Source organism: Mycobacterium sp. IS-836, from assembly GCF_001954275.1.
Lineage (GTDB): Bacteria > Actinomycetota > Actinomycetes > Mycobacteriales > Mycobacteriaceae > Mycobacterium.
This window is the reverse complement of record NZ_MBEU01000094.1, coordinates 39,856-59,245: the sequence shown is the minus strand read 5'-3', so window position 1 is coordinate 59,245 and position 19,390 is coordinate 39,856. Positions and strand designations below refer to the sequence as shown.

20 protein-coding genes and 1 tRNA gene are annotated in these 19,390 nt (G+C 66.4%); 4 read left to right on the top strand and 17 right to left on the bottom strand.

Annotated elements, in window-relative coordinates; translation table 11 throughout:
- Nucleotides 1–233 precede the first annotated feature (233 nt).
- The 3 genes from A5747_RS24310 to cwsA all read right to left on the bottom strand — a co-directional run bounded on the left by A5747_RS24310 (nt 234) and on the right by cwsA (nt 2,448).
- Nucleotides 234–1,376, bottom strand: a complete 1,143-nt coding sequence (locus tag A5747_RS24310; protein WP_076129037.1) for a PPE family protein — start codon at nt 1,374–1,376, stop codon at nt 234–236.
- Between the two features lie 27 nt (nt 1,377–1,403).
- Nucleotides 1,404–1,703 (bottom strand): PE family protein, encoded by a 300-nt coding sequence (locus A5747_RS24305; protein ID WP_076129035.1) that lies wholly within the window; start codon nt 1,701–1,703, stop codon nt 1,404–1,406.
- A 310-nt stretch (nt 1,704–2,013) separates the two neighbouring features.
- Nucleotides 2,014–2,448, bottom strand: coding sequence for a cell wall synthesis protein CwsA (gene cwsA, locus A5747_RS24300; RefSeq protein WP_076129032.1), 435 nt, complete (start codon nt 2,446–2,448; stop codon nt 2,014–2,016).
- 135 nt (nt 2,449–2,583) lie between these two features.
- On the opposite strand from cwsA, the gene A5747_RS24295 reads away from it, so the two are divergent.
- Nucleotides 2,584–3,132, top strand: coding sequence for a peptidylprolyl isomerase (locus A5747_RS24295; RefSeq protein WP_076129030.1), 549 nt, complete (start codon nt 2,584–2,586; stop codon nt 3,130–3,132).
- 9 nt (nt 3,133–3,141) lie between these two features.
- On the opposite strand, the gene A5747_RS24290 is transcribed toward A5747_RS24295, so the two are convergent.
- Both A5747_RS24290 and crgA read right to left on the bottom strand, forming a co-directional pair.
- Nucleotides 3,142–3,567: a PH domain-containing protein gene (locus tag A5747_RS24290; RefSeq protein WP_076129096.1), complete on the bottom strand. Its 426-nt coding sequence runs from the start codon at nt 3,565–3,567 to the stop codon at nt 3,142–3,144.
- 155 nt (nt 3,568–3,722) lie between these two features.
- Nucleotides 3,723–4,004, bottom strand: coding sequence for a cell division protein CrgA (gene crgA / locus A5747_RS24285; RefSeq protein WP_076060007.1), 282 nt, complete (start codon nt 4,002–4,004; stop codon nt 3,723–3,725).
- Nucleotides 4,005–4,142: 138 nt separating this feature from the next.
- Between crgA and A5747_RS24280 the strand changes: the two genes are divergently transcribed.
- Both A5747_RS24280 and A5747_RS24275 read left to right on the top strand, forming a co-directional pair.
- Nucleotides 4,143–4,886, top strand: a complete 744-nt coding sequence (locus A5747_RS24280; protein ID WP_076129028.1) for a DUF881 domain-containing protein — start codon at nt 4,143–4,145, stop codon at nt 4,884–4,886.
- 20 nt (nt 4,887–4,906) lie between these two features.
- A complete protein-coding gene (locus A5747_RS24275) occupies nt 4,907–5,593 on the top strand; it encodes an aminodeoxychorismate/anthranilate synthase component II (RefSeq protein WP_076129026.1) in 687 nt (228 codons plus the stop codon).
- On the opposite strand, the gene pknB is transcribed toward A5747_RS24275, so the two are convergent.
- From pknB to A5747_RS24240, 7 genes are all read right to left on the bottom strand, one after another.
- Nucleotides 5,571–7,448, bottom strand: coding sequence for a Stk1 family PASTA domain-containing Ser/Thr kinase (gene pknB / locus A5747_RS24270; RefSeq protein WP_076129024.1), 1,878 nt, complete (start codon nt 7,446–7,448; stop codon nt 5,571–5,573). The two genes, A5747_RS24275 and pknB, sit on opposite strands and share 23 nt — an antisense overlap.
- The gene (locus tag A5747_RS24265) at nt 7,445–8,758 is read right to left on the bottom strand and encodes a serine/threonine-protein kinase (RefSeq protein ID WP_076129022.1); all 1,314 of its coding nucleotides are present in this window, start codon (nt 8,756–8,758) and stop codon (nt 7,445–7,447) included. The genes pknB and A5747_RS24265 overlap by 4 nt, the downstream gene beginning before the upstream one ends.
- Nucleotides 8,755–10,239, bottom strand: a complete 1,485-nt coding sequence (gene pbpA, locus A5747_RS24260; protein WP_076129020.1) for a D,D-transpeptidase PbpA — start codon at nt 10,237–10,239, stop codon at nt 8,755–8,757. The genes A5747_RS24265 and pbpA overlap by 4 nt, the downstream gene beginning before the upstream one ends.
- Nucleotides 10,236–11,645, bottom strand: coding sequence for an FtsW/RodA/SpoVE family cell cycle protein (locus A5747_RS24255; RefSeq protein ID WP_076129018.1), 1,410 nt, complete (start codon nt 11,643–11,645; stop codon nt 10,236–10,238). Before A5747_RS24255 ends, pbpA begins: the two co-directional genes overlap by 4 nt.
- Nucleotides 11,642–13,150: a PP2C family serine/threonine-protein phosphatase gene (locus A5747_RS24250; protein WP_076129016.1), complete on the bottom strand. Its 1,509-nt coding sequence runs from the start codon at nt 13,148–13,150 to the stop codon at nt 11,642–11,644. The genes A5747_RS24255 and A5747_RS24250 overlap by 4 nt, the downstream gene beginning before the upstream one ends.
- Entirely contained in the window at nt 13,147–13,614 is a 468-nt protein-coding gene (locus A5747_RS24245; protein WP_076059994.1) for an FHA domain-containing protein, read from the bottom strand. Before A5747_RS24245 ends, A5747_RS24250 begins: the two co-directional genes overlap by 4 nt.
- Before the next feature lie 125 nt (nt 13,615–13,739).
- On the bottom strand, nt 13,740–15,425 hold the full coding sequence (locus A5747_RS24240; protein ID WP_076129014.1) for a DUF3662 and FHA domain-containing protein: 1,686 nt from the start codon (nt 15,423–15,425) through the stop codon (nt 13,740–13,742).
- A gap of 242 nt (nt 15,426–15,667) precedes the next feature.
- Between A5747_RS24240 and A5747_RS24235 the strand changes: the two genes are divergently transcribed.
- Nucleotides 15,668–15,750, top strand: a tRNA-Leu gene (locus A5747_RS24235).
- 35 nt (nt 15,751–15,785) lie between these two features.
- Here the strand turns inward: A5747_RS24235 and A5747_RS24230 are convergent.
- The 5 genes from A5747_RS24230 to A5747_RS24210 form a co-directional block, all read right to left on the bottom strand.
- Complete coding sequence (locus A5747_RS24230; RefSeq protein WP_076129012.1) at nt 15,786–16,025, bottom strand: hypothetical protein; 240 nt, start codon at nt 16,023–16,025, stop codon at nt 15,786–15,788.
- Between the two features lies 1 nt (nt 16,026).
- Nucleotides 16,027–16,374 carry a GNAT family N-acetyltransferase gene (locus A5747_RS24225; RefSeq protein WP_076129010.1) on the bottom strand — a complete coding sequence of 116 codons (348 nt, stop codon included), beginning with the start codon at nt 16,372–16,374 and terminating at the stop codon, nt 16,027–16,029.
- A complete protein-coding gene (locus A5747_RS24220; RefSeq protein ID WP_076129008.1) occupies nt 16,374–17,342 on the bottom strand; it encodes a pirin family protein in 969 nt (322 codons plus the stop codon). Before A5747_RS24220 ends, A5747_RS24225 begins: the two co-directional genes overlap by 1 nt.
- A gap of 62 nt (nt 17,343–17,404) precedes the next feature.
- The gene (locus tag A5747_RS24215) at nt 17,405–18,787 is read right to left on the bottom strand and encodes an acyl-CoA dehydrogenase family protein (protein WP_076129006.1); all 1,383 of its coding nucleotides are present in this window, start codon (nt 18,785–18,787) and stop codon (nt 17,405–17,407) included.
- Between the two features lie 61 nt (nt 18,788–18,848).
- Entirely contained in the window at nt 18,849–19,265 is a 417-nt protein-coding gene (locus A5747_RS24210; RefSeq protein ID WP_076129004.1) for a WhiB family transcriptional regulator, read from the bottom strand.
- Nucleotides 19,266–19,390: the final 125 nt, after the last annotated feature.

Here is a 19,390-nt window from a genome sequence, read left to right as displayed (position 1 = left end):
CAATGCTCGCAGTTCGTTCCTCCAACATAGGCTAATCAATGCCTGGGGCACTGTTGGTGGTTTATCACGCGGCCCGTCCAGGTTATTTGAAGATTCGGCAAACTTTTCGGCTGCCGCTCGGCGCCTGCGCCAACCGCTGGATAGACAACCTCGGCTAACCGCCGCGCCGCGCCTCCAGGTCGATAGACCCAAAAGTGGTGACGCGCAGGGTGATTGGTGTCGGCGTTTGGCGATTACCCGGCAGCCGGTGGTCTAGCCATCACGGTGGGCTTGAACCCGTAGGCCGGCGGGATCCGCCCGTAACCCTTGCCGCCGAGTTGACCGAACGCGGGAGCCATCGGCAGGGCATTCACTCCCTCGGCCCCGGCGGGGACAACGGTGGCGTTGAGCGCGGCGGTACCCGGGTTGGTTACCGCGCTCACCGGTGCCCAGCTCGGTGGCACCGACAACGCGCCCAGGGGAAGCGCTCTTCCCACCCCCGCCGCCACGCCACCGGTGTTCGCGGCCGCGTTGCCGGCCGCCTGCGCCGCCCCCTCGACAGCCTTTGCCGCGGGAGCGAGACCCTTGGCGAAGGTACTCATGGCGGTAATGCCGTTGCTTATCTGTCCGAAGGACTGCGTCGACTGAATCATCGACTGCGCGGTCGACACGTAGGGGACCACGTACTTGCTGTACAGCATGACCACGTCATCGAGCGGGGTGTTGGCGGAAATAATTTTGTCGATCTCCGCCCCGTTGAAAGCCAGCTGGGCCGCCGGGTTAGGCGCAGAGTCCAAGCCCGCCAACGCTTCTCGCGCGGGACCATCGGCGGTTGCGGAAACCGCGGCGGCCTGGCGCGGCAGACCGGACGAATCGGCCACCTCCGGCGGCTCGTCGAAATCGGTCAACGTCGACGCCGTCGCCGAGGAACTCGCATAGGCGTACATCGCGGCCGCGTCCTGAGCCCACATCTCGAAATACTCCGCCTCCGCGGCGGCGATCGCCGGAGCGTTTTGTCCCAAGAAGTTCGTCGCGAGCAATGCCGCCAACAGGGCACGGTTCGCCGCGATCACGGGCGGAGGCACGGTCATCGCGAACGCCGCGTCGTGCGCGGCCGCCGCGGCCGCCGCCTGGCCGGCAGCCAACTCGGAATGCTCGGCGCTGCTCTGCAGCCACGCCACGTACGGAGTCGCGGCCGCCAGGAACGACGCCGATGCCGGACCCAGCCACGGTCCGCCGGTCAGCGCAGAAATGATCGACCGAAACGCGGCCGCGGCCGAGTGCAAGTCGGCGGCGAGTCCGCTCCAGCCCCCCGCGGCCGCCAGCAACGATGTCGCGCCCGGACCGGTGTACATGCGCCCGGAGTTGATCTCGGGCGGCAGCAACCCATAGTCCATTCGGTTCTCCCTCGTTCCTCGGGCCGTTCAGCCCGCCGACGCCGCGTTCGCGGCCTCGGTCGACGCGTAGGAAGCCGCGCTTGCCGATAGCGTGGCCACCATCAACTGCTGAATCCCGGCCGCCTGGGCGCTCAACTCCTGATACCGCTGCGCATGCGCGGCGAACCGGGCGGCGGTCAGTGCGGATACCTCGTCGGCGGCGGCGGGAACGACGCCGGCGGTCGGGGCGGCAGCCGCCGCATTTCCCGCATTCCATGCGGCGCCAATCGACTGAAGATTCGCGGCAGCGTTGGCCAATTTCTCCGGATAAGCCGTTACGAAGGACATCCGTTCTCCCTTTCAAGATTTTGTCGTTGCCACCGGACGATATAAACCGCGGGCTAGGCATTGGCGGCGGCAGGACCGCATAAAATAGCGCTTGACCAGTGCCTTTCGGCAAAACTCGCGCAGATTCTAATTGCCGAATTTCAAATGGGGCACTGCGCGCCGCAGCAAATTTGCATTACATCGGATATTTCCCGGAATTCAATTAGAACGAAGGCCCGTCGGACAGCGAAATATGAGCGCGGTGTGAAATAGCCCGCCCAAAAGAGTATTTGTCAGCGTGAATGTATGAATTCGATGGGGATCCGCGCCTTCAGGGGCGCGGCTGCACGTCGACACTGGGCGGCCGCGGCGACGGCTCGGTGCGCCGGCGTGCGGAGCGCCTGGCGATGCTGAAGGCGGCAGCGCCGCCGGCCAACACCCCGATGACAACCCCCGCGATCAACAGCGGGCGCTTGCCGCGGCGCCGTTGGGACCGGCGCGCGTCCTGCAGGGCCTGCGGCAGATTCGCGACCACTTGCTGCGCGGCGGCCAGCTCTTGGGCGAGAGTTTCTTGCGCCGCACCGATTTCGCGAGCCAGCCGGCCCTCCTGGTAACGGCGACGCAACCCCGATGCGGTCGATTGCGCGGACTGGACCCCCAGCCCGACGACCCCTCGCGTGAGGTCCACCGGTCCCAAGGCCGAGTAGGTGAGGCCGCGGGCCAAACGCTCACGGGGTGTCAACCGGTGGTCCGCCTGCGCGCTCATCCGCTGCCTTTCTTGCCGTCGGTGGAACCTACAGACTGCCACCAAAACGATGCCCGCGGCACCACCGCGACCATGCCGTGTTCGGCGCAGCGCGCTTCGGTCGATCGACACCGGGTGCGGGCATGCGCGCGGGTGATGGCAGACTGTGACCTCGTGACTAACAGCCCCTTTCAGACTGCTACCGCCACGCTGCATACCAACCGCGGAGACATCAAGATCGCTCTGTTCGGAAACCATGCGCCCAAGACCGTCGCGAATTTCGTTGGCCTGGCGCAGGGCACGAAGGAGTACTCGACGCAGAACGCCTCGGGTAGCCCCTCCGGGCCCTTCTACGACGGCGCGGTCTTCCACCGAGTGATCAATGGATTCATGATCCAGGGCGGCGACCCGACCGGTACCGGCCGCGGCGGCCCGGGCTACAAGTTCGCCGACGAGTTCCACCCCGAGTTGCAATTCGACAAGCCCTACCTGTTGGCGATGGCCAATGCGGGGCCGGGCACCAATGGCTCGCAGTTCTTCATCACCGTCGACAAGACGCCGCACCTGAACCGGCGGCACACGATCTTCGGCGAAGTGACCGATCCCGAATCGCAGAAGGTCGTCGACACGATCGCGACGACGGCCACCGACGGCAACGACCGTCCCACCGAACCGGTCGTGATCGAGTCGATCACCATCTCCTGAGGCCGACGGCTAGTTGTCCCGGGGGCCGGCATAGCCGGCTTCGGTAAGTGCGTCGAGCACGTCCAGGGGTTCGGTCCCGAGGTCCCAACGGGAGAAGACGACCAAGCCCCCGTCGACCGTTTCGACCTCGAGCAACCGCATTTTGCGTGCCATGCGGCGAAACTCGGTGATCCGGATGATCTTGATGTCCGAGCGCTGCAATTGCTGCGTTCGGAACCAGCCCCGGATCACCAGGCCGTCGGGCGTGATTGCCAGCTTCGGCCGCGCGCGCCACGTTGCGCCCGCAAACAAGATCAGACCCGCGGCGGCAATCCCTGTCATAACCCGGCCGGGGGCGTCTGTGACCACGGTCACACTCGCGATAGCCATCAGCACGCCGGCAACGCCGCAACCAGCGATTCCTCCCGCAGGAGGCTCCCATTTAGTTTGCTGCACGAGGCCCCCACCCCCTCCCACCACTGCCTATGCGGTTATCCACAAGCGCTATCAACAGTGGGGATAAATCACACGCGTGTGATTGGGTGGTCACAACGTTGCTGGCTCAGTAACGCAGCGACCCCAAGATGAATTCATTCCGGATTTGATCTTGGTCAGTGCCAACGCATTGTGAGCAACAAGCCGGTGATCATGAAAGCGAACGCGATCGCGTAGTTCCACGGCCCCAATTGCGCCATCCAGTGCAGCGCCGCCGGGGCTTGGCTGCCGACCGCGGCTAATTGAAACACCATCAGCCACACCAAGCCGATCAGCATGAGGCCGACGAACAGCGCGACGAACCACACACTCGACGGTCCGACCTTCACCTTCACCGGGGTGCGGCTCACCGCGCTGACGGTGAAATCGTTCTTCTTGCGGACCTTGGACTTGGGCATGACTACCTCGGGGATATCTCGGAACTACCTCAACGACACGGGGAGCGGGACGGGTGCAACGATAACGACTGATGCAGCACGCATAACTTGGCTACGAGACTAACCCACCTGGCGCGTTCGCCAGGAAATGGAGAGCCGATGAGCGATACGCGCCGCTCCCCGTGGCGCTTCGGGGTGCCATTGGTCTGCCTGCTGGCGGGGTTGCTGCTGGCCGCCACCCATGGCGTGTCCGGCGGCTCTGAGATCCGCCGCAGCGACGCCCCGCGCCTGGTCGACTTGGTCCGCGAGGCGCAGTCGTCGGTGAATCATCTCAAGGCCGAACGCGACGAGCTGGCGGGCAAGATCGACTCGATGCACGGCAAGTCTTCGAATGCCGCATTGGCCGCGATGCTGCGGCGATCCGCCGAGCTGGCCGGTGAGGCGGGGATGGATCCCGTGCACGGCCCGGGTCTGGTCGTGACGCTGCAGGACGCCCAACGTGACGCCAATGGCCGGTTCCCCCGCGACGCCTCCCCCGACGACCTGGTGGTGCACCAGCAAGACATCCAGGCCGTGCTGAACGCGTTGTGGAGCGCCGGCGCCGAGGCGATCCAGATGCAAGATCAGCGCATCATCGGTACTTCGGTGCCCCGCTGCGTCGGAAATACGCTCCTGCTCAACGGCCGTACCTACAGCCCGCCCTACACGATCACCGCGATCGGCAACGCCACGGCGATGCAGGCCGCGCTGGCCGCGGCTCCCCTGGTGACCCTGTACAAGCAGTACGTAGTCCGATTCGGGCTGGGCTATCGCGAAGAGGTCAAGCCGGACGTGCAGATCGCCGGCCACACCGAACCGGTCCGGATGCATTTCGCGCAGCCGGCCGGCCCGGTCGGGTATTGAGCGAACGGTACCCTGACACGATGCGGATCCTGGTTGTCGACAACTACGACAGCTTCGTGTTCAACCTGGTGCAGTACCTCGGACAGCTCGGCGTCGAGGCGCAGGTGTGGCGGAACGACGATGCGCGGTTGTCCAAGGAGTCCGCGGTCACCACCGAGTTCGACGGCGTTCTGCTGAGCCCGGGCCCGGGCACCCCGGAACGGGCGGGTGCGTCGGTGGGCCTCGTCCGCGCGTGCGCGGCGGCGCGCACGCCATTGCTCGGAGTCTGCCTGGGACACCAGGCAATCGGCGTCGCATTCGGTGCCACCGTCGACCGCGCGCCGGAATTGCTGCACGGCAAGACCAGCAGCGTTTACCACACCAATGCCGGTGTCCTGCAAGGGCTTCCGGATCCGTTCACCGCGACTCGGTACCACTCGCTGACGATTCTGCCTGACTCGTTGCCGCCGGTGCTGGAGGTCACGGCGCGGACCCGCAGCGGCGTCATCATGGCCGTCCGGCACACCGAGTTGCCGATCCACGGTGTCCAGTTCCATCCCGAGTCGATCCTGACCGAGGGCGGCCACCGCATGCTGGCCAACTGGCTCGCCTATTGCGGGTGGGCGCGCAACGACACGCTGGTCCGCCGGTTGGAGAACGAGGTGCGCGCCGCGGTGCGGCCGCAGTTGCCGGCGGATCCCGCCGCTACTGGCCGAACTTCAGCGTGACGACCCCGTCGCGGTTGCAGCCGGCCCCGGCGGGCGGATTCTGGTAGACCACCCGGTGGGCCTGGGAACCGCCGGCGTCGACGTCGGGCCCTTTGTCCAGGAACCCCGTCCAGCCCAGCGCGCGTAGCCGTGGTTCCGCGTCGGTCCAGAACATGCCGGACAGGTCGGGCATGACGAACTGGTTGCCCTTGGACACCTGCAGTTCGATGACGGAATCGACCGGAACCGTCTGGCCCTTAGGCGGATTGGTGCCGACCACTTCGCCCGCCGGGCGGGGGCTGTCGACGGAGGCCTGGCTGAACTTGGTGAAGCCGTACACGTTGAGGTTCTTTTGCGCCGCGTCCACCGTCTGGCCGGCGACGTCGGGCAACTGCTTGGTCTCCGGCCCCGAGCCGACGATGATCGTGACCACGTTGGTGATCGCCGAGGTCTGGTTGGCCGGGGGGTTGGTCCCGATGACCTTGCCGATGAGGTCCGGCGTCGACGGCGAGTTGGCCTGCTTGAACTTGCTGAAACCGGCGGCGGTCAGCTTCTTCACCGCGTCGGAGTAGCTCAGCGAGGAGACATCCGGTAGTTCGCGTTGCTCGGGACCGGTGGAGACGTTGATGGTGATCTCGTCACCCGCGCTCACCGAGGCATTGGCGCCGGGGTCGGTGCTGATGACGTGGTCGGGCGGGATCGTCGAGTCGGGCTTCTGCAGGGTGCGTGTTTTGAACCCGCGATTCTGCAGCGCCGCGATCGCATCGGCGGACACTTGACCCCGCATGTCGGGCACCTGAACGTCGCGGGTGCTGCCGCCAAAGGTGTTGAAGGCGATGACGACAACGATCGTCAGCACCGCCAGCACCGCGACCGCGACGACCCAGCGACCGATCGAACCCCCCACCCGATCGTCGTCGGCACGGTCCAGCGCCTGGCGAGGTAGTGGGTCGGTCCGCGGGCCGCCGAGGTTGGGGCCCGTCGACGTCAGCAACGAACTCCGGTCGGCGTCGGTGAGGACCTTGGGCGCCTCGGGCGGCTCGCCGTTGTGCACGCGAACCAGGTCGGCGCGCATCTCCGCGGCGGTCTGATAGCGGTTGTCGGGGTTCTTGGCCAATGCCTTGAGGACGACGGCGTCGAGGTCGGCGGAGATGCCCTCGTGTCGCGCCGACGGCGGAATCGGGTCCTCGCGCACGTGCTGGTAGGCGACCGAGACGGGCGAGTCTCCCGTGAAAGGTGGCTCGCCGGTGAGGATTTCGTACAGCACACAACCCAGCGAGTACACGTCGGATCGGGCGTCGACGGTATCGCCGCGCGCTTGCTCGGGTGAGAGGTATTGGGCCGTCCCGATCACGGCGGCGGTCTGGGTGACGCTGTTGCTGTCGGCGATCGCGCGCGCGATGCCGAAGTCCATCACCTTGACCGCGTTGGTCGTGCTGATCATGATGTTCGCCGGCTTGACGTCGCGGTGAATGATGCCGTTTTGATGGCTGAAGTTCAGCGCCTGGCAGGCGTCGGCGATGATCTCGATCGCGCGGCGCGGCGGGAGCGGTCCGTCGGTGTGCACGATGTCGCGCAGGGTGACCCCGTCGACGTACTCCATGACGATGTAGGGCAGCGGGCCCGCGGCGGTCTCCGCCTCGCCGGTGTCGTACACCGCGACGATCGACGGGTGATTCAGCGCCGCGGCGTTCTGTGCCTCCCGCCGGAAGCGCAGATAGAAGCTGGGGTCACGGGCCAGGTCGGCGCGCAGCACCTTGACCGCGACGTCGCGGTGCAGGCGAACGTCGCGGGCCAGGTGAACCTCGGACATACCCCCGAAACCGAGGATGTCACCGAGTTCGTAGCGGTCGGACAGGTGCTGCGGGGTTGTCATTGCGGTATCTCGTACTGGGCCGGCGACGCGCTGGGTGTAAAGGGGATTCCCCAGCCGGGTTCGGGCGGCCCGCTCCGCATTCCAGAATTACCTATCGTCGGTCGATCCGTCCAATTAGGCCGCAGGCTGGGGCCCGCACCGGTCGGGGTCTTCGTCGCCGGCGGGGTCCCGGTGTCGGTGACGGTCGGGGCGGGTGTCTGCTGCTGCTCGTTTTCCGTGCGGGAATTGATGACGATGAGCACCGCGATGATGATCGCCAGCGCTCCGAGCACCCCGGCCGCCCACAGCAGCGCGCGCTGACCCGATGAGAACGTTCGCCGGGGCGCGGGCGTCCGGTGGCCGCCCGTCGACGGCCGGGATCGGCGCGGCGGCGGGGTCCGGCCCGTGACGGTGGCCGCCCTGGTCGCCGCACCGGAGGAGATCGCGACCGGCGAGGCCCGACCGGGCGGCGGTGACTGGCTCGGCCGGGGCGGGCGTCGTCCCGCCCGTACGGCAGCGACGGCGTCGGCGAACGGTCCCCCACTGCGGTAGCGCATACCGGGGTTCTTGACCAACGTGATCTCGATGAGTTCTCGCACGTTGGGCGGAAGCTCGGACGGAAGCGGCGGCGGGGGTTCCTTGATGTGCTTCATCGCCACGGTCAGGGCGCCGTCACCGGTGAACGGTCGCTTGCCCGAAACCACTTCGTACCCAACGACTCCCAGCGAGTACACGTCGCTGGCGGGCGTGGCGTCGTGGCCCAGCGCCTGTTCGGGCGCGATGTATTGCGCGGTGCCCATCACCATGCCGGTCTGGGTCACCGGCGCGGCGTCGACGGCCTTGGCAATACCGAAGTCGGTGATCTTCACCTGCCCGGTAGGGGTGATCAAGATGTTGCCCGGCTTGACGTCGCGGTGCACCAGGCCGGCGGCGTGCGCGACCTGCAGAGCGCGACCCGTCTGCTCGAGCATGTCCAGCGCGTGCCGCAGCGATAACCGCCCGGTGCGTTTGAGCACCGAATTCAACGGTTCGCCGTTGACCAGCTCCATCACCAGATAAGCGGTGCGGCCCTCCCCGTCCATCTGGCTCTCGCCGTAGTCGTGGACGCTCGCGATTCCGGGATGGTTGAGCATCGCGGTGGTGCGCGCCTCCGCGCGGAACCGCTCGATGAACTCGGGATCCTGGGAGAACTCGCCCTTGAGCACCTTGACCGCAACGCGCCGGCCCAGCCGGCTGTCGACCGCCTCCCACACCTGGCCCATGCCACCGGTGGCGATCAGGCGCTGCAGGCGGTACCTGCCAGACAGCGTCACACCAACTCGCGGGCTCATGGTCCTCCCTGCAGCGCGGCCTCGATGACTGCGCGCCCGATCGGTGCTGCGAGTGCACCGCCGGTCGCGGACAGGCGGTCGGCGCCGTTCTCCACTAGTACCGCCACGGCCACCTTGGGTGATTGCGCGGGCGCGAACGCGATATACCACGCGTGCGGCGGAGTGTTCCGCGGGTCGGTGCCATGCTCTGCGGTACCAGTTTTGGATGCGATCTGCACGCCGGGAATGGCCCCTTTCTGTTGTGCGACCTTCTCGGCGCCGACCATCAGCTCTGTTAGCTTAGCGGCGACCTGCGGCGACACGGCGCGGCGCTGTTGATAGGGCGCGGTGGTACTGATGTTGGCCAGGTCCGGACCCTTGAGGCTATCGATCAAGTAGGGCTGCATCGTCACGCCGTTGTTCGCGATGGTCGCGGCGACCTCCGCGTTCTCCAGCGGCGTCAGCGCGACGTCCTTCTGACCGATGCTCGACATCCCCAGCGCGGCGGCGTCCGGGATTATGCCGACCGTCGACTCCGCGACCTGGAGCGGGATGACACTCGGAGTGCTGTCCAGGCCGAAGGAACGGGCCATGCTGCGCAGGGCGTCGGCGCCGGTGAGCATTCCCAACTGGACGAATGCGGTGTTGCATGACAGGGCGAAGGCCTCGCTGAGCGGCACGGTCGGCGCGCTGCCGTTGCCGCATGGCTTCCCTCCGTAGTTCTCCAGCGTGGCGGTGCTGTCCGGCAACGGAATCGTCGGCGCCGCGGTCAACTGCTCGGAGTCGGTAGCCCCGGCCTGCAGGGCCGCGGCGGTGGTGATCACCTTGAACGTCGAACCGGGCGGGTAGGTCTCGGAGATGGCCCGGTTGGTCAGCGGACTGTCTAGGTCGTCGCGGAGCCGCTGCCACGCCTGCGCCTGCACCTCCGGGTCATGCGACGCCAGCAGGTTGGGGTCATAGGACGGTGACGACACCATGGCCAAAATCTTGCCGGTCGACGGTTCGAGCGCGACGACGGCTCCCTTGCACGGCGGTCCACCGCAGCCCTGCTGCATCGCATCCCAGCCGGCCTGCTGGACGTGCGGGTTGATAGTGGTGTCGACGTTGCCGCCGCGCGGATCGCGACCGGTGAAGAAGTCGGCCAGCCGCCGCCCGAACAGCCGCTCGTCGGACCCATTGAGCAGCGGGTCCTCGGCTCGCTCCAGGCCCGAGCTGGAATAGCGCAGTGAGTAGAAGCCGGTGATCGGTGCGTACACAGCGGGATTGGGGTACACCCGCAGGAATCGGAAATGGCTGTCGGTGGCCACCGAATAAGCCAGCAGCTGGCCGCCCGCGATGATCTGGCCGCGCTGACGCGAGTACTCGTCGAGCAGGACGCGCTGATTGCGCGGGTCGGCGCGCAACCCGTCGGCGGCGAAGACCTGCGTCATGGTGGCGTTGAGCAGCAGCAGCACGATCAACGCCATCACGGTCACTGAGATCCGACGCAGCGAGGCGTTCATACCCGCTCGATCACTTCGGTGCCGGCCGCCGCGATGGGCGACTTGTTGTGGGCACGGGTGCGCAATGGACGCCGGGCGCTGTGCGAGATGCGCGCCAGAATCCCCAGCAGCACATAGTTCGCCAGCAGCGATGAGCCGCCGTATGACATCCACGGGGTGGTCAGCCCGGTCAGTGGAATGAGCTGGGTTACCCCACCGACCACGATGAACAGCTGAATGGCCAGCGTCGACGCCAGGCCGGCGGCCAACAGCTTGCCGAAGCTTTCCCGTGTCGCGATCGCGGTGCGCAGGCCGCGGACGAGGACGATCGTGTAGAGCATCAGGATGCTGGCGAGCCCGACCAGTCCGAGTTCCTCGCCGAACGCGGCGATGATGAAATCGGTGGACGCCGCCGGCACGGTGTCGGGTTGACCGTTGCCCAGCCCGGTGCCGAAGATGCCACCCGTAGCAAAGCTGAATAACGATTGCACGATCTGATAGCCGTGGCCGTCGGGGTCGGCGAAGGGGTCCCACCACGTCTGCACGCGAACCCGGACATGCTCGAAAATGAAGTACGCCACAACGCTTCCCGCCGCGAACAGCACCAAGCCGATGACGACCCAACCGAATCGCTGGGTGGCGAGGTACACCACCACCAGGAACGACGCATAGAGCAGCAGCGAAGTACCAAGATCTTTCTCGAAGACCATCACACCTATCGAGATCACCCATGCCGCCAGCAGCGGTGCGAGGTCGCGCGCACGGGGCACGTTCATGCCCATGAAATGCCGGCCGACGCTGGTGAACAGGCCGCGCTTGGCAACCAGCACCGCGGAGAAGAAGATCAGCAGCAGAATCTTGGAGAACTCGGCGGGCTGAATTGCGAAGCCCGGGAAGCGAATCCAGATCTTGGCGCCGTTCTCCTCGGACAGCGATGCCGGCAGCAGCGCGGGGATAACCAAGAAGACCAGGCCCGCGAACCCGCAGACGTAGCCGTAGCGCGCGAGTTGTCGATGGTCCTTCAAAAAGGTGACCACAAGCGCGAACGCGGCCACCCCGACCAGCGTCCACAGCATCTGTTGGGTTGCGCTGGGGTGATGGCGACCGCTCAGCTCGTTGTTGACGATGTCCAGCCGGTGGATCATCACCAAGCCAAGTCCGTTGAGCAACGCCACAATTGGCAGCAATAGCGGGTCGGTGTAGGGCGCGAAACGCCTAACGGCAAGATGCGCGCTTCCGAACACGACCAGAAAAACCAGCCCATAGGTGGTCAGGTCCCAGCGCAGGCCCCGCTGTTGGTTCGCCTCGACGATCAGCAGCGCGGCGACGGTGATCACGGCGGCGAAGCACAACAACAGCAGTTCGGCGTTGCGTCGAGTGGGTAGCGGAGGCGTGACCGCAACCGGTGGCTGGACCTGAGTGGTCATGCGGCCGCCCGGCAGTCGATGCCCGGCTGAGGTGGGGGTGGCGGGAGTGTTGTGACCGTCTGGGAAATGCTCGGGGGCGAGGTGGTCGCGGGCGCTGCCGGCGAAGTGGTCGCGGGGGCGCTGGTGGGAGTCGGACTGCTAGGTGAGGTGCCGCTGGAGGTGGTGGGTGCTGTGGCGCTTGGTTCTGGCGCCCCGCTGGTGGCTGGGCCGCCGGGCGGAGAGGTGGCGCGAGGCGGGGGGCAGGCCGGCAGCAGGGAGTTGGCGGACAACTCGCGCAACTGCCCGATGGCGTCGTCGAGAGTGCCGCCCGGCAGCCCCGCCTGAACCTGGGCGCGCTCCGCGGGACGCAGGTCCTGCAATCGCATCAGGTGACAGTCGAGGTGCCCTCCGGACTGGCTATAACTGATAAGCGACAGTTCATTGCGCGCGTTGAGACAACCCACCAAATAAGGGTCGTGCAGTGACACGCCCAGCATCGACCCTTGAATTCCCCGCACGATCGAGACGATGCCGTTGTATTCGGCGACGTAGTAGTTGCTTCGGATTACGGTTCGCACGATGGCCAGGCCGGCAAGCACCAGCAGGACGATCAGCGTCACGAAGATAAACATCCTGCGCCGCGGCCACCGCGGTCGGCTTGGCGTTTCTTCTTGTGGCGCAACCCGTTTCGCGGCCTCTTTGCGCGGGCTGATCGCGGACGCCCGGCCGGCCGATGTGTTGGGCAGGGTGGTCAGTTGGTCTTCTTCACCCGACACCGCCCCCGCGAGAATCGGCTGGGTCTGGCCGTAGTCGTAGTCGACGACGTCGGCCACCACGACCGTCACGTTGTCGGGTCCGCCGCCACGCAACGCCAATTCGATGAGGCGGTAAGCGCTTTCGGCGACGTCGGGGATCTGCAGGGCCTCGAGGATGGTTTCATCGCTGACTGGGTCGGACAGCCCGTCCGAGCAGAGCAGGTAGCGATCGCCGGCCCGCGCTTCCCGCATGGTCAACGTCGGCTCGACCTCGTGGCCAGTCAGCGCACGCATGATCAGCGATCGTTGCGGGTGGCTGTGCGCCTCTTCCCGCGTGATCCGTCCTTCGTCCACCAGGGTTTGGACAAAGGTGTCGTCCTTGGTGATCTGCGTCAGCTCGCCGTCGCGCAGCAGATAGCCGCGCGAGTCGCCGATGTGCACCAATCCAATACGGTTGCCCGCGAACAAGATTGCGGTAAGGGTGGTCCCCATCCCCTCGAGCTCGGGTTCCATCTCGACCTGTGCGGCGATGGCCGAGTTGCCGGCGCGCACCGCCGCGTCGAGCTTGGCGAGCAGGTCACCACCCGGTTCGTCGTCGTCCAGATGGGCCAGCGCGGCGATCACCAATTGAGACGCCACTTCGCCAGCGGCGTGGCCACCCATGCCATCAGCCAGCGCCAACAGCCGTGCGCCGGCATAGACCGAGTCTTCGTTGTTGGCGCGTACCAGGCCGCGATCGCTGCGGGCCGCATATCGCAGGACCAGGGTCACGGGCGCAACTCGATTGCCGTTTTGCCGATCCGAACCGGCGTTGCTATTGGGACTCGTACCGCAGTCGTCACCTTCGCCCTGTCAAGGTAAGTGCCGTTGGTCGATCCTAGATCCTCGACGTACCATTCCGAGCCGCGCTGAGACAGCCTGGCGTGCCGTGTCGAGGCATAGTCATCGGTCAGCACCAGCGTCGAATCGTCAGCGCGCCCGATGAGCACGGGCTGCCCGCTGAGCGTGATTCGCGCGCCCGCCAGTGAACCCTCGGTCACCACCAAATAGCGGGCAGCGTGGCGGCGCTGCCGCGAGGGTAGAAGCGTCCCCCGTAACGCCAAGCCGCGACGCACCATGACGGCACCTGTGGGTGCGTAGATGTCGGTCCGCAGGATTCGCAGCACCGACCAGATGAATACCCATAACAACATTAAAAATCCGGCACGCGTCAGTTGCAGTACTAGTCCCTGCATCTGGCGTCCTTTCCGTCCTGGCGTCGCACCCCTCGCATCGGTGACGCCGAGCACATCAGCAACGTCACGATACTTGGACGGTGGTCGGCGCGGGGCGAAGCACGGCAGCTTTGAGCCCGCTGCGATCAGTGGATCCGAACGATGATCTCCGAGTGGCCCAAACGGATGACGTCGCCGTCGGCCAACTGCCACTCCTGTACCGGCGCGTTGTTGACGGTCGTGCCGTTGGTGGAATTGAGGTCGGTCAGCAGCGCCACGTGTCCATCCCAGCGGATTTCAAGATGACGGCGCGACACACCGGTATCGGGCAACCGGAACTGGGCGTCCTGTCCGCGACCCACGATGTTGGCGCCTTCGCGCAGCTGATAGGTCCGACCGCTGCCGTCGTCGAGCTGCAGGGTGACCGAAGTCCCGGCGGCGCCGTAGCCGCCCCCCGCGTAACCGCCGTAGCCGCCGCCTGCGGGTTGACCGTAATCGGCCTGTCCGTACTCGTAGTCGCGCGACGGCGGTTCGGCGTATCCGCCCGCGGGAGGGGCGTACCCGCCGCCCCCGCCCGGAATGTGCTCGGCGTACTGGGTGTAGTCGCCTTGCCCATAGTCCTGCTGGCCGTACTCTTGCTGGCCGTACTCCGGCTGGGCGTACTCCTGCTGCCCGTATCCCTGGCCGCCGCCGCCACCCTGCTGGTAACCCTGGTCGTAGCCGGCGCCCTGGTCGGGGTAAGGCGGTCGAGGCTGTTCGGGTACGCCTTGCGGCGGTGCGTAGCCGGCGTCGTCCTGGCGAGCCGGCCCGCGACCGTATTCGCCGTAACCGCTGCCGTAGCCAGGCTGGCCGCCTGCGGGCTGACCGCCGCCAGGAGGTCCGTAGCCACCACCTTGGCGGTAGCCCTGGTCGTAGCCCTGGCCACCGTAGCCGCCGGCGGGCGCCGGGGGGCGCTGCTCATACGACGGCGGGGGGCCGCCCTGGCCCTGGTCGGGGTATCCGCGGCCCTGGTCTTGGTAGCCGCGCTGGTCGGGGTAACCGCCTTGATCGGGGTATCCGCCCCGCTGGTCTTGGTAGCCACCCTGGTCGGGGTATCCGCCGCGCTGGTCTTGGTAGCCACCCTGGTCGGGGTATCCGCCGCGCTGGTCTTGGTAACCGCCCTGCTCGGGGTGGCGAGGCGGGGGGTAGCCACCTGGGGGTGGGTAGCCGCCCTGCTCCGGCGGATATCCACCTCGTGGGTCGGCCCCGCCCTGCGGGTCCTGGCCGCCGCGCTGATCGTCTTGGGGACGCGGGTAGCGCTCGTCGTAGTAGTCGTCGCCGGGCCGCCCCTGCCCCTGACCGCCGCGGTAGCTCGAATTGTCAGTCATTGGTGGTACTCCTGGTTCTGCGCTGAACGCCTGATTGAATTGTGGCCGGGCGGGCTCGTTGTCCGTCGGGCGGGGCTCGACATCGGGGTTGACAGCACCGCGGGCGCGGAACTGGCCGGTGTGCAGGTTCGGCGACTGCTCGAACCGAACCACAACCTCACCATACGTTTGCCACCCCTGTTCATAGATATAGTCAGCCAAGTACCTAGCGAAAACGCTCGACGTGAGATCGGGATCCGCGCGCACCTTCTCGAAGTCGTGCATACCGAGGGTAATGATGTATTCGTTGGGGGCCAAAAAACGATTGCCCTGAAGTGGCCGCACGCCGTCTTCGGCTTCGCGGCGCAATAGGGCCTCGACCTCCTGCGGAACTACCGATCCCCCGAACACTCGGGCAAACGCATCGCCGACGGTCGCCTCGAGTTTGCGCTCGATCCGTGCAACGAGCCCTTTGTGGCTACTCATGTTTCAGCGCTCGCCCGCACTTGTCTCGGCATATCGGCGGCGCAAGGCAAACGCCTCGCCCGCATGTCGCATCACTCAAGCATGGTATCGGGACACCTCGACGCTGCGGCACCGTGAGAACTCTGAGAATCGCATCACGCCAGCTCAGTACGGGCCGCGGCCCGGCGCGAGGGCTCCCGGGCCCGCGCGAGCGAGTGGGGCACGCGGCCACTACAGTGGTATGGTCCTTCGGTTGTTTCCCCGGGCGAGTGGCGGAATGGCAGACGCGCTGGCTTCAGGTGCCAGTGTCCTTCGGGACGTGGGGGTTCAAGTCCCCCTTCGCCCACCGAGCGGTTCGCACCGCACTTGTGTTGCACTACCTCAGTTTTGGGAGCGCGTGACGGGGTCGTCGCCCTCGTCATCCCAATTGGCCCATTCGGGAAGTGGCGTGTTCGGCATGGCCCCGAGCGCGGATGCCTCGTAGCCGGGTTGGGTGCGGTGCGCTTTCCAGCGTGGATCCGACCTATTCGCTCGGGAGCGCTTAACGCCTCGCGTGATCAGAGCGACGGTGGCTCCGACGATAAAAACGATCAGCGCGACCTTGAGGACCAGCAGCACCATGTCAACGCGGATCCTTCGGCTGCGTCATTGCCCAGCCCTTGACGTCGGCGGTGACCGGGTCGGTGATGTCGTCGAATTCGGGATGCTTCTTGAGCACAGTTTCAACCATCGAGCACACCGGAACAATGCGTTTGCCTTCGTCGCGGGCGGCGTTGAGCGCCTCTTCGACCAGGATGGTCGCCAGCCCTCGCCCGCCGAATTCGGGATCGACGACGGTGTGGTGGAAGACGCGCTGGTTGCCGCGGTCGGCATAGTCGGCATGCCCGACGGTCCGTCCTTCGACGGCAATCGTGTACGTCTGGTGTCCCGCGGTGACGGTGGTCGGTGCACCGGTTTTGTCTGTAGTCATTAGGGATCCTTTCTCTCGGGGATGGGTCGCGGCCGCAGCCGTGCGTTCGGCAGTGGCGGCGCCGGCAGGCGGGTGACCGAGCCCTGGTAGCCGCGGACTGCGCCGAAGCGTTCGTCGGCGTCCTGCCACTGTTGGCGATAGCTGACGATCTCGTCGTGACTGCGCCCGACGAAGTTCCACCACATCACGAGCTCCTCGGTGAAGGGCGCTCCGCCCAGCAGCAGCACCCGTGCGGGCCGGTCACCCGTGTTCTGCAGCCGCAGCGTCGTGCTGCCCGCACCTTGATAACCGAGGTCGGCAACCCCCAGAGCGGTGCGGCCGAGCTGCACTGCACCGAAATCGCACAGCACACCGTGCTCGAATGCCGGGTCGACGTCCAGGTCCAGCCGGGCGTTCGAATCGAGGTCGAGCTGGGCGCCGAGTAGCGGCGTGAAGGTGTGCACGGGCGAACGGCTGCCGGACAGTTCCCCGAGAAATACCCGCGCGACCGCGCCGGGCAGCGAAATCGGCGGCGGCGCATGGTGGGCGAAATCGCGCGCGGTCTCACGATCAGAATCGGGAAGTGCCACCCAGAGCTGTGCGCCATGCAAGACGGCGCCCGTGTCCACCGATACTTCGGAATGGCAGATGCCCGCGCCCGCCGTCATCAGGTTGAGTTCGCCGGGTCGGACCATGGCGTGTACGCCGGCACTGTCGCGGTGCTCCACTTCCCCGCTGAACAACCAACTCACGGTCTGCAGTCCCGTGTGCGGGTGCGGGGGCACGTCCATGCTCGCCCGCACCGGGCCGTAGTGGTCGATAAAACACCACGCGCCGATCAGCGAGCGTTGCCGTTGCGGCAGGGTTCGCTGTACCCGGATCGCTCGCGGCCCGCCCAGCGGAACTTCTCGTGGATGCAGCACCTCGATGCCCGCGACCCGTGAAGCGCTGCAGGCTACTTCGGTTGGCGCGGCTTCAAGGTTGCTCAACGTTCACCCTCCGTCCGGGGGTGTTGAGACGGCGTCGATACCGCGACGATACCCAAGTCCCGCTACCGTCCCGGCGGGCGCAGCACCTTCATCGCGAGCCGCATGACCGGTTCGGGGATCCGATCCTGCATCGACAACGCGGCCTCAGCGGCGCGAGATCGCAATGGCGCGCCGCGACCGAAGACCCGGTTCAGCGGTCCCCCGGACGGCTCGATCACCACGTGCAGCGGCGGTGTCCCCACGGCGGCACCCAACGCGTTCGAGATTACCATCCGTTGAATCTCGCTGGTGCCTTCAAAGATGGTGTATAGCTTGGCATCTCGATACCACTTCTCCACCGGATGGTCGGTGATGTAGCCCCAGCCGCCCAAGGTCTGGATGGCGCGTTCGGTGGCCTTGACGGCCACCTCACTGGCCGCGAGTTTCGACATCGACCCCTCGCCCCGCTCGAAGGGGACGTTGTTGGCCGCCATCCACGAGGCGCGCCAAGTCAGCAGCCGAGCGGCGTCGATCTGGGTCGCAAGGTCGGCCAGGGGGAATGCGATGCCCTGGTTGTCGATGATGGGTCCGCCGAAGGCCTCTCGTTCGGTGGCGTAGGACGTCGCGTACTCCAATGCGGCGCGCGCGATCCCGATCGCTTGGGCGGCGACCATCGGACGCGTCTGTTCGAAGGTCCCCAAAGTCGCCGAGCCCGAACGTTGTCCGCCCGCCACCGCTTCGCGCGCCTTGGCGAGCTTGTGTTCGAGCTTGTCTTGCCCGCCAAGGAGGTTGGCACCGGGAATCCGGACATCCTCCAACATCAACTCGGCGGTGTGGGAGGCCCGACAGCCGAGCTTGTCGAGCTTTCGCACCATCTTCAGTCCGGGGGTCCCGCCCGGGATCACGAACAGCGCCTGGCCGCGGTGGCCGAGTTCCTCGTCGACCACCGCATTGACCACATGCACGTTGGCGATGCCGCCATTGCCGATCCACATCTTGTGGCCGTTGATAACCCAGTCGTCTCCGTCGCGGCGAGCATGCGTGCGCAGGTTGCGGACGTCGCTGCCGCCTTCGGGTTCGGAGATCGCCAGCGCCGCGAGTTTGAGATCGCCTGGTGTACCGAAACATTCGGGTGCCCACTGCAACATTTGCTCGGGGGAAGCGGCTTGGCCGATCGCCGACAACGCCAGCGCCGGCATGACGATCGCCAAACCAATCCCCGCGCATCCCCAGAACAGCTCCTCCATGAACATCGGCAAGGAGACGCCGGTCGAATCACCGATCAAGTCGCGGTAAAACAAAGGGCTGTAGAAGCCTCGCCGGGCCGCCTCCTCCAGCACCGGCCAGGGAAACTCCTGCCGCTGGTCGTAGTCGAGTGCGACCGGACGGATCACTTCTTCGGCGAACTCGTGGGTGCGCCGGGCTAGATCGTGTTGCGCGGCCGTCGGAGTCAGGTCGAACGTCATGGATGCGCTCTACCCGGTGGGCCGGGTCAGCAAACGGCTGACCGGCCAGACATTGCAGGCGTCAGGCGGCCGAACGGGGGCCGACTTGGGCGAGCGGTAGGTGCACCACCACCGCGGGCACCGCAACGACGTCATGTTCGCGGCGCGCGAGCAGCGCCGCATTTTCGGGCAGCTGTCGGGAATTGATCTCTCCGGCGGCGATCCGCCGGAGAACGTCGTGGGCGCGGGCGAGCTGGTCGCGCTTGCGGTACTGACCACCCGGCAGTTTCACGCCGGCCCACACTCCGTATTCCTCCCGGTGTGCGATGGCGTGCTGGGCGCATCGCCGCTGCTGCGCCAGCGGGCAGCGACGCAGGCATTGGAGCCGCGCCTCGGTGGCCGACTGCTCGTAAGCGCGCGCCTTCGCCGCGCCGTCACCACCGTCATCGTCGGGGTAGCCGAACCATAGTTCCGGGTTGGCTGCGCAGGGATGTCCCATGTCGGTCTCCTTGTCGGTGAAACGTAGACGAAAGCGTATACACGTATACGGCCCGCGCGCAAGAGAAACGTGACAAAAACATATATACAGCGCCGATGGAGCTGGTCTGTGTAATATCCGGCCTA

Excerpts from the sequence above, each read along its gene's own strand:
- A5747_RS24310 (WP_076129037.1), bottom strand. The coding sequence starts at position 1,376 with ATGGACTATGGGTTGCTGCCGCCCGAGATCAACTCCGGGCGCATGTAC.
- A5747_RS24305 (WP_076129035.1), bottom strand. The coding sequence starts at position 1,703 with ATGTCCTTCGTAACGGCTTATCCGGAGAAATTGGCCAACGCTGCCGCG.
- cwsA (WP_076129032.1), bottom strand. The coding sequence starts at position 2,448 with ATGAGCGCGCAGGCGGACCACCGGTTGACACCCCGTGAGCGTTTGGCC.
- A5747_RS24295 (WP_076129030.1), top strand. The coding sequence starts at position 2,584 with ATGGCAGACTGTGACCTCGTGACTAACAGCCCCTTTCAGACTGCTACC.
- crgA (WP_076060007.1), bottom strand. The coding sequence starts at position 4,004 with ATGCCCAAGTCCAAGGTCCGCAAGAAGAACGATTTCACCGTCAGCGCG.
- A5747_RS24280 (WP_076129028.1), top strand. The coding sequence starts at position 4,143 with ATGAGCGATACGCGCCGCTCCCCGTGGCGCTTCGGGGTGCCATTGGTC.
- A5747_RS24275 (WP_076129026.1), top strand. The coding sequence starts at position 4,907 with ATGCGGATCCTGGTTGTCGACAACTACGACAGCTTCGTGTTCAACCTG.
- pknB (WP_076129024.1), bottom strand. The coding sequence starts at position 7,448 with ATGACAACCCCGCAGCACCTGTCCGACCGCTACGAACTCGGTGACATC.
- A5747_RS24265 (WP_076129022.1), bottom strand. The coding sequence starts at position 8,758 with ATGAGCCCGCGAGTTGGTGTGACGCTGTCTGGCAGGTACCGCCTGCAG.
- pbpA (WP_076129020.1), bottom strand. The coding sequence starts at position 10,239 with ATGAACGCCTCGCTGCGTCGGATCTCAGTGACCGTGATGGCGTTGATC.
- A5747_RS24255 (WP_076129018.1), bottom strand. The coding sequence starts at position 11,645 with ATGACCACTCAGGTCCAGCCACCGGTTGCGGTCACGCCTCCGCTACCC.
- A5747_RS24245 (WP_076059994.1), bottom strand. The coding sequence starts at position 13,614 with ATGCAGGGACTAGTACTGCAACTGACGCGTGCCGGATTTTTAATGTTG.
- A5747_RS24240 (WP_076129014.1), bottom strand. The coding sequence starts at position 15,425 with ATGAGTAGCCACAAAGGGCTCGTTGCACGGATCGAGCGCAAACTCGAG.
- A5747_RS24230 (WP_076129012.1), bottom strand. The coding sequence starts at position 16,025 with ATGGTGCTGCTGGTCCTCAAGGTCGCGCTGATCGTTTTTATCGTCGGA.
- A5747_RS24225 (WP_076129010.1), bottom strand. The coding sequence starts at position 16,374 with ATGACTACAGACAAAACCGGTGCACCGACCACCGTCACCGCGGGACAC.
- A5747_RS24215 (WP_076129006.1), bottom strand. The coding sequence starts at position 18,787 with ATGACGTTCGACCTGACTCCGACGGCCGCGCAACACGATCTAGCCCGG.
- A5747_RS24210 (WP_076129004.1), bottom strand. The coding sequence starts at position 19,265 with ATGGGACATCCCTGCGCAGCCAACCCGGAACTATGGTTCGGCTACCCC.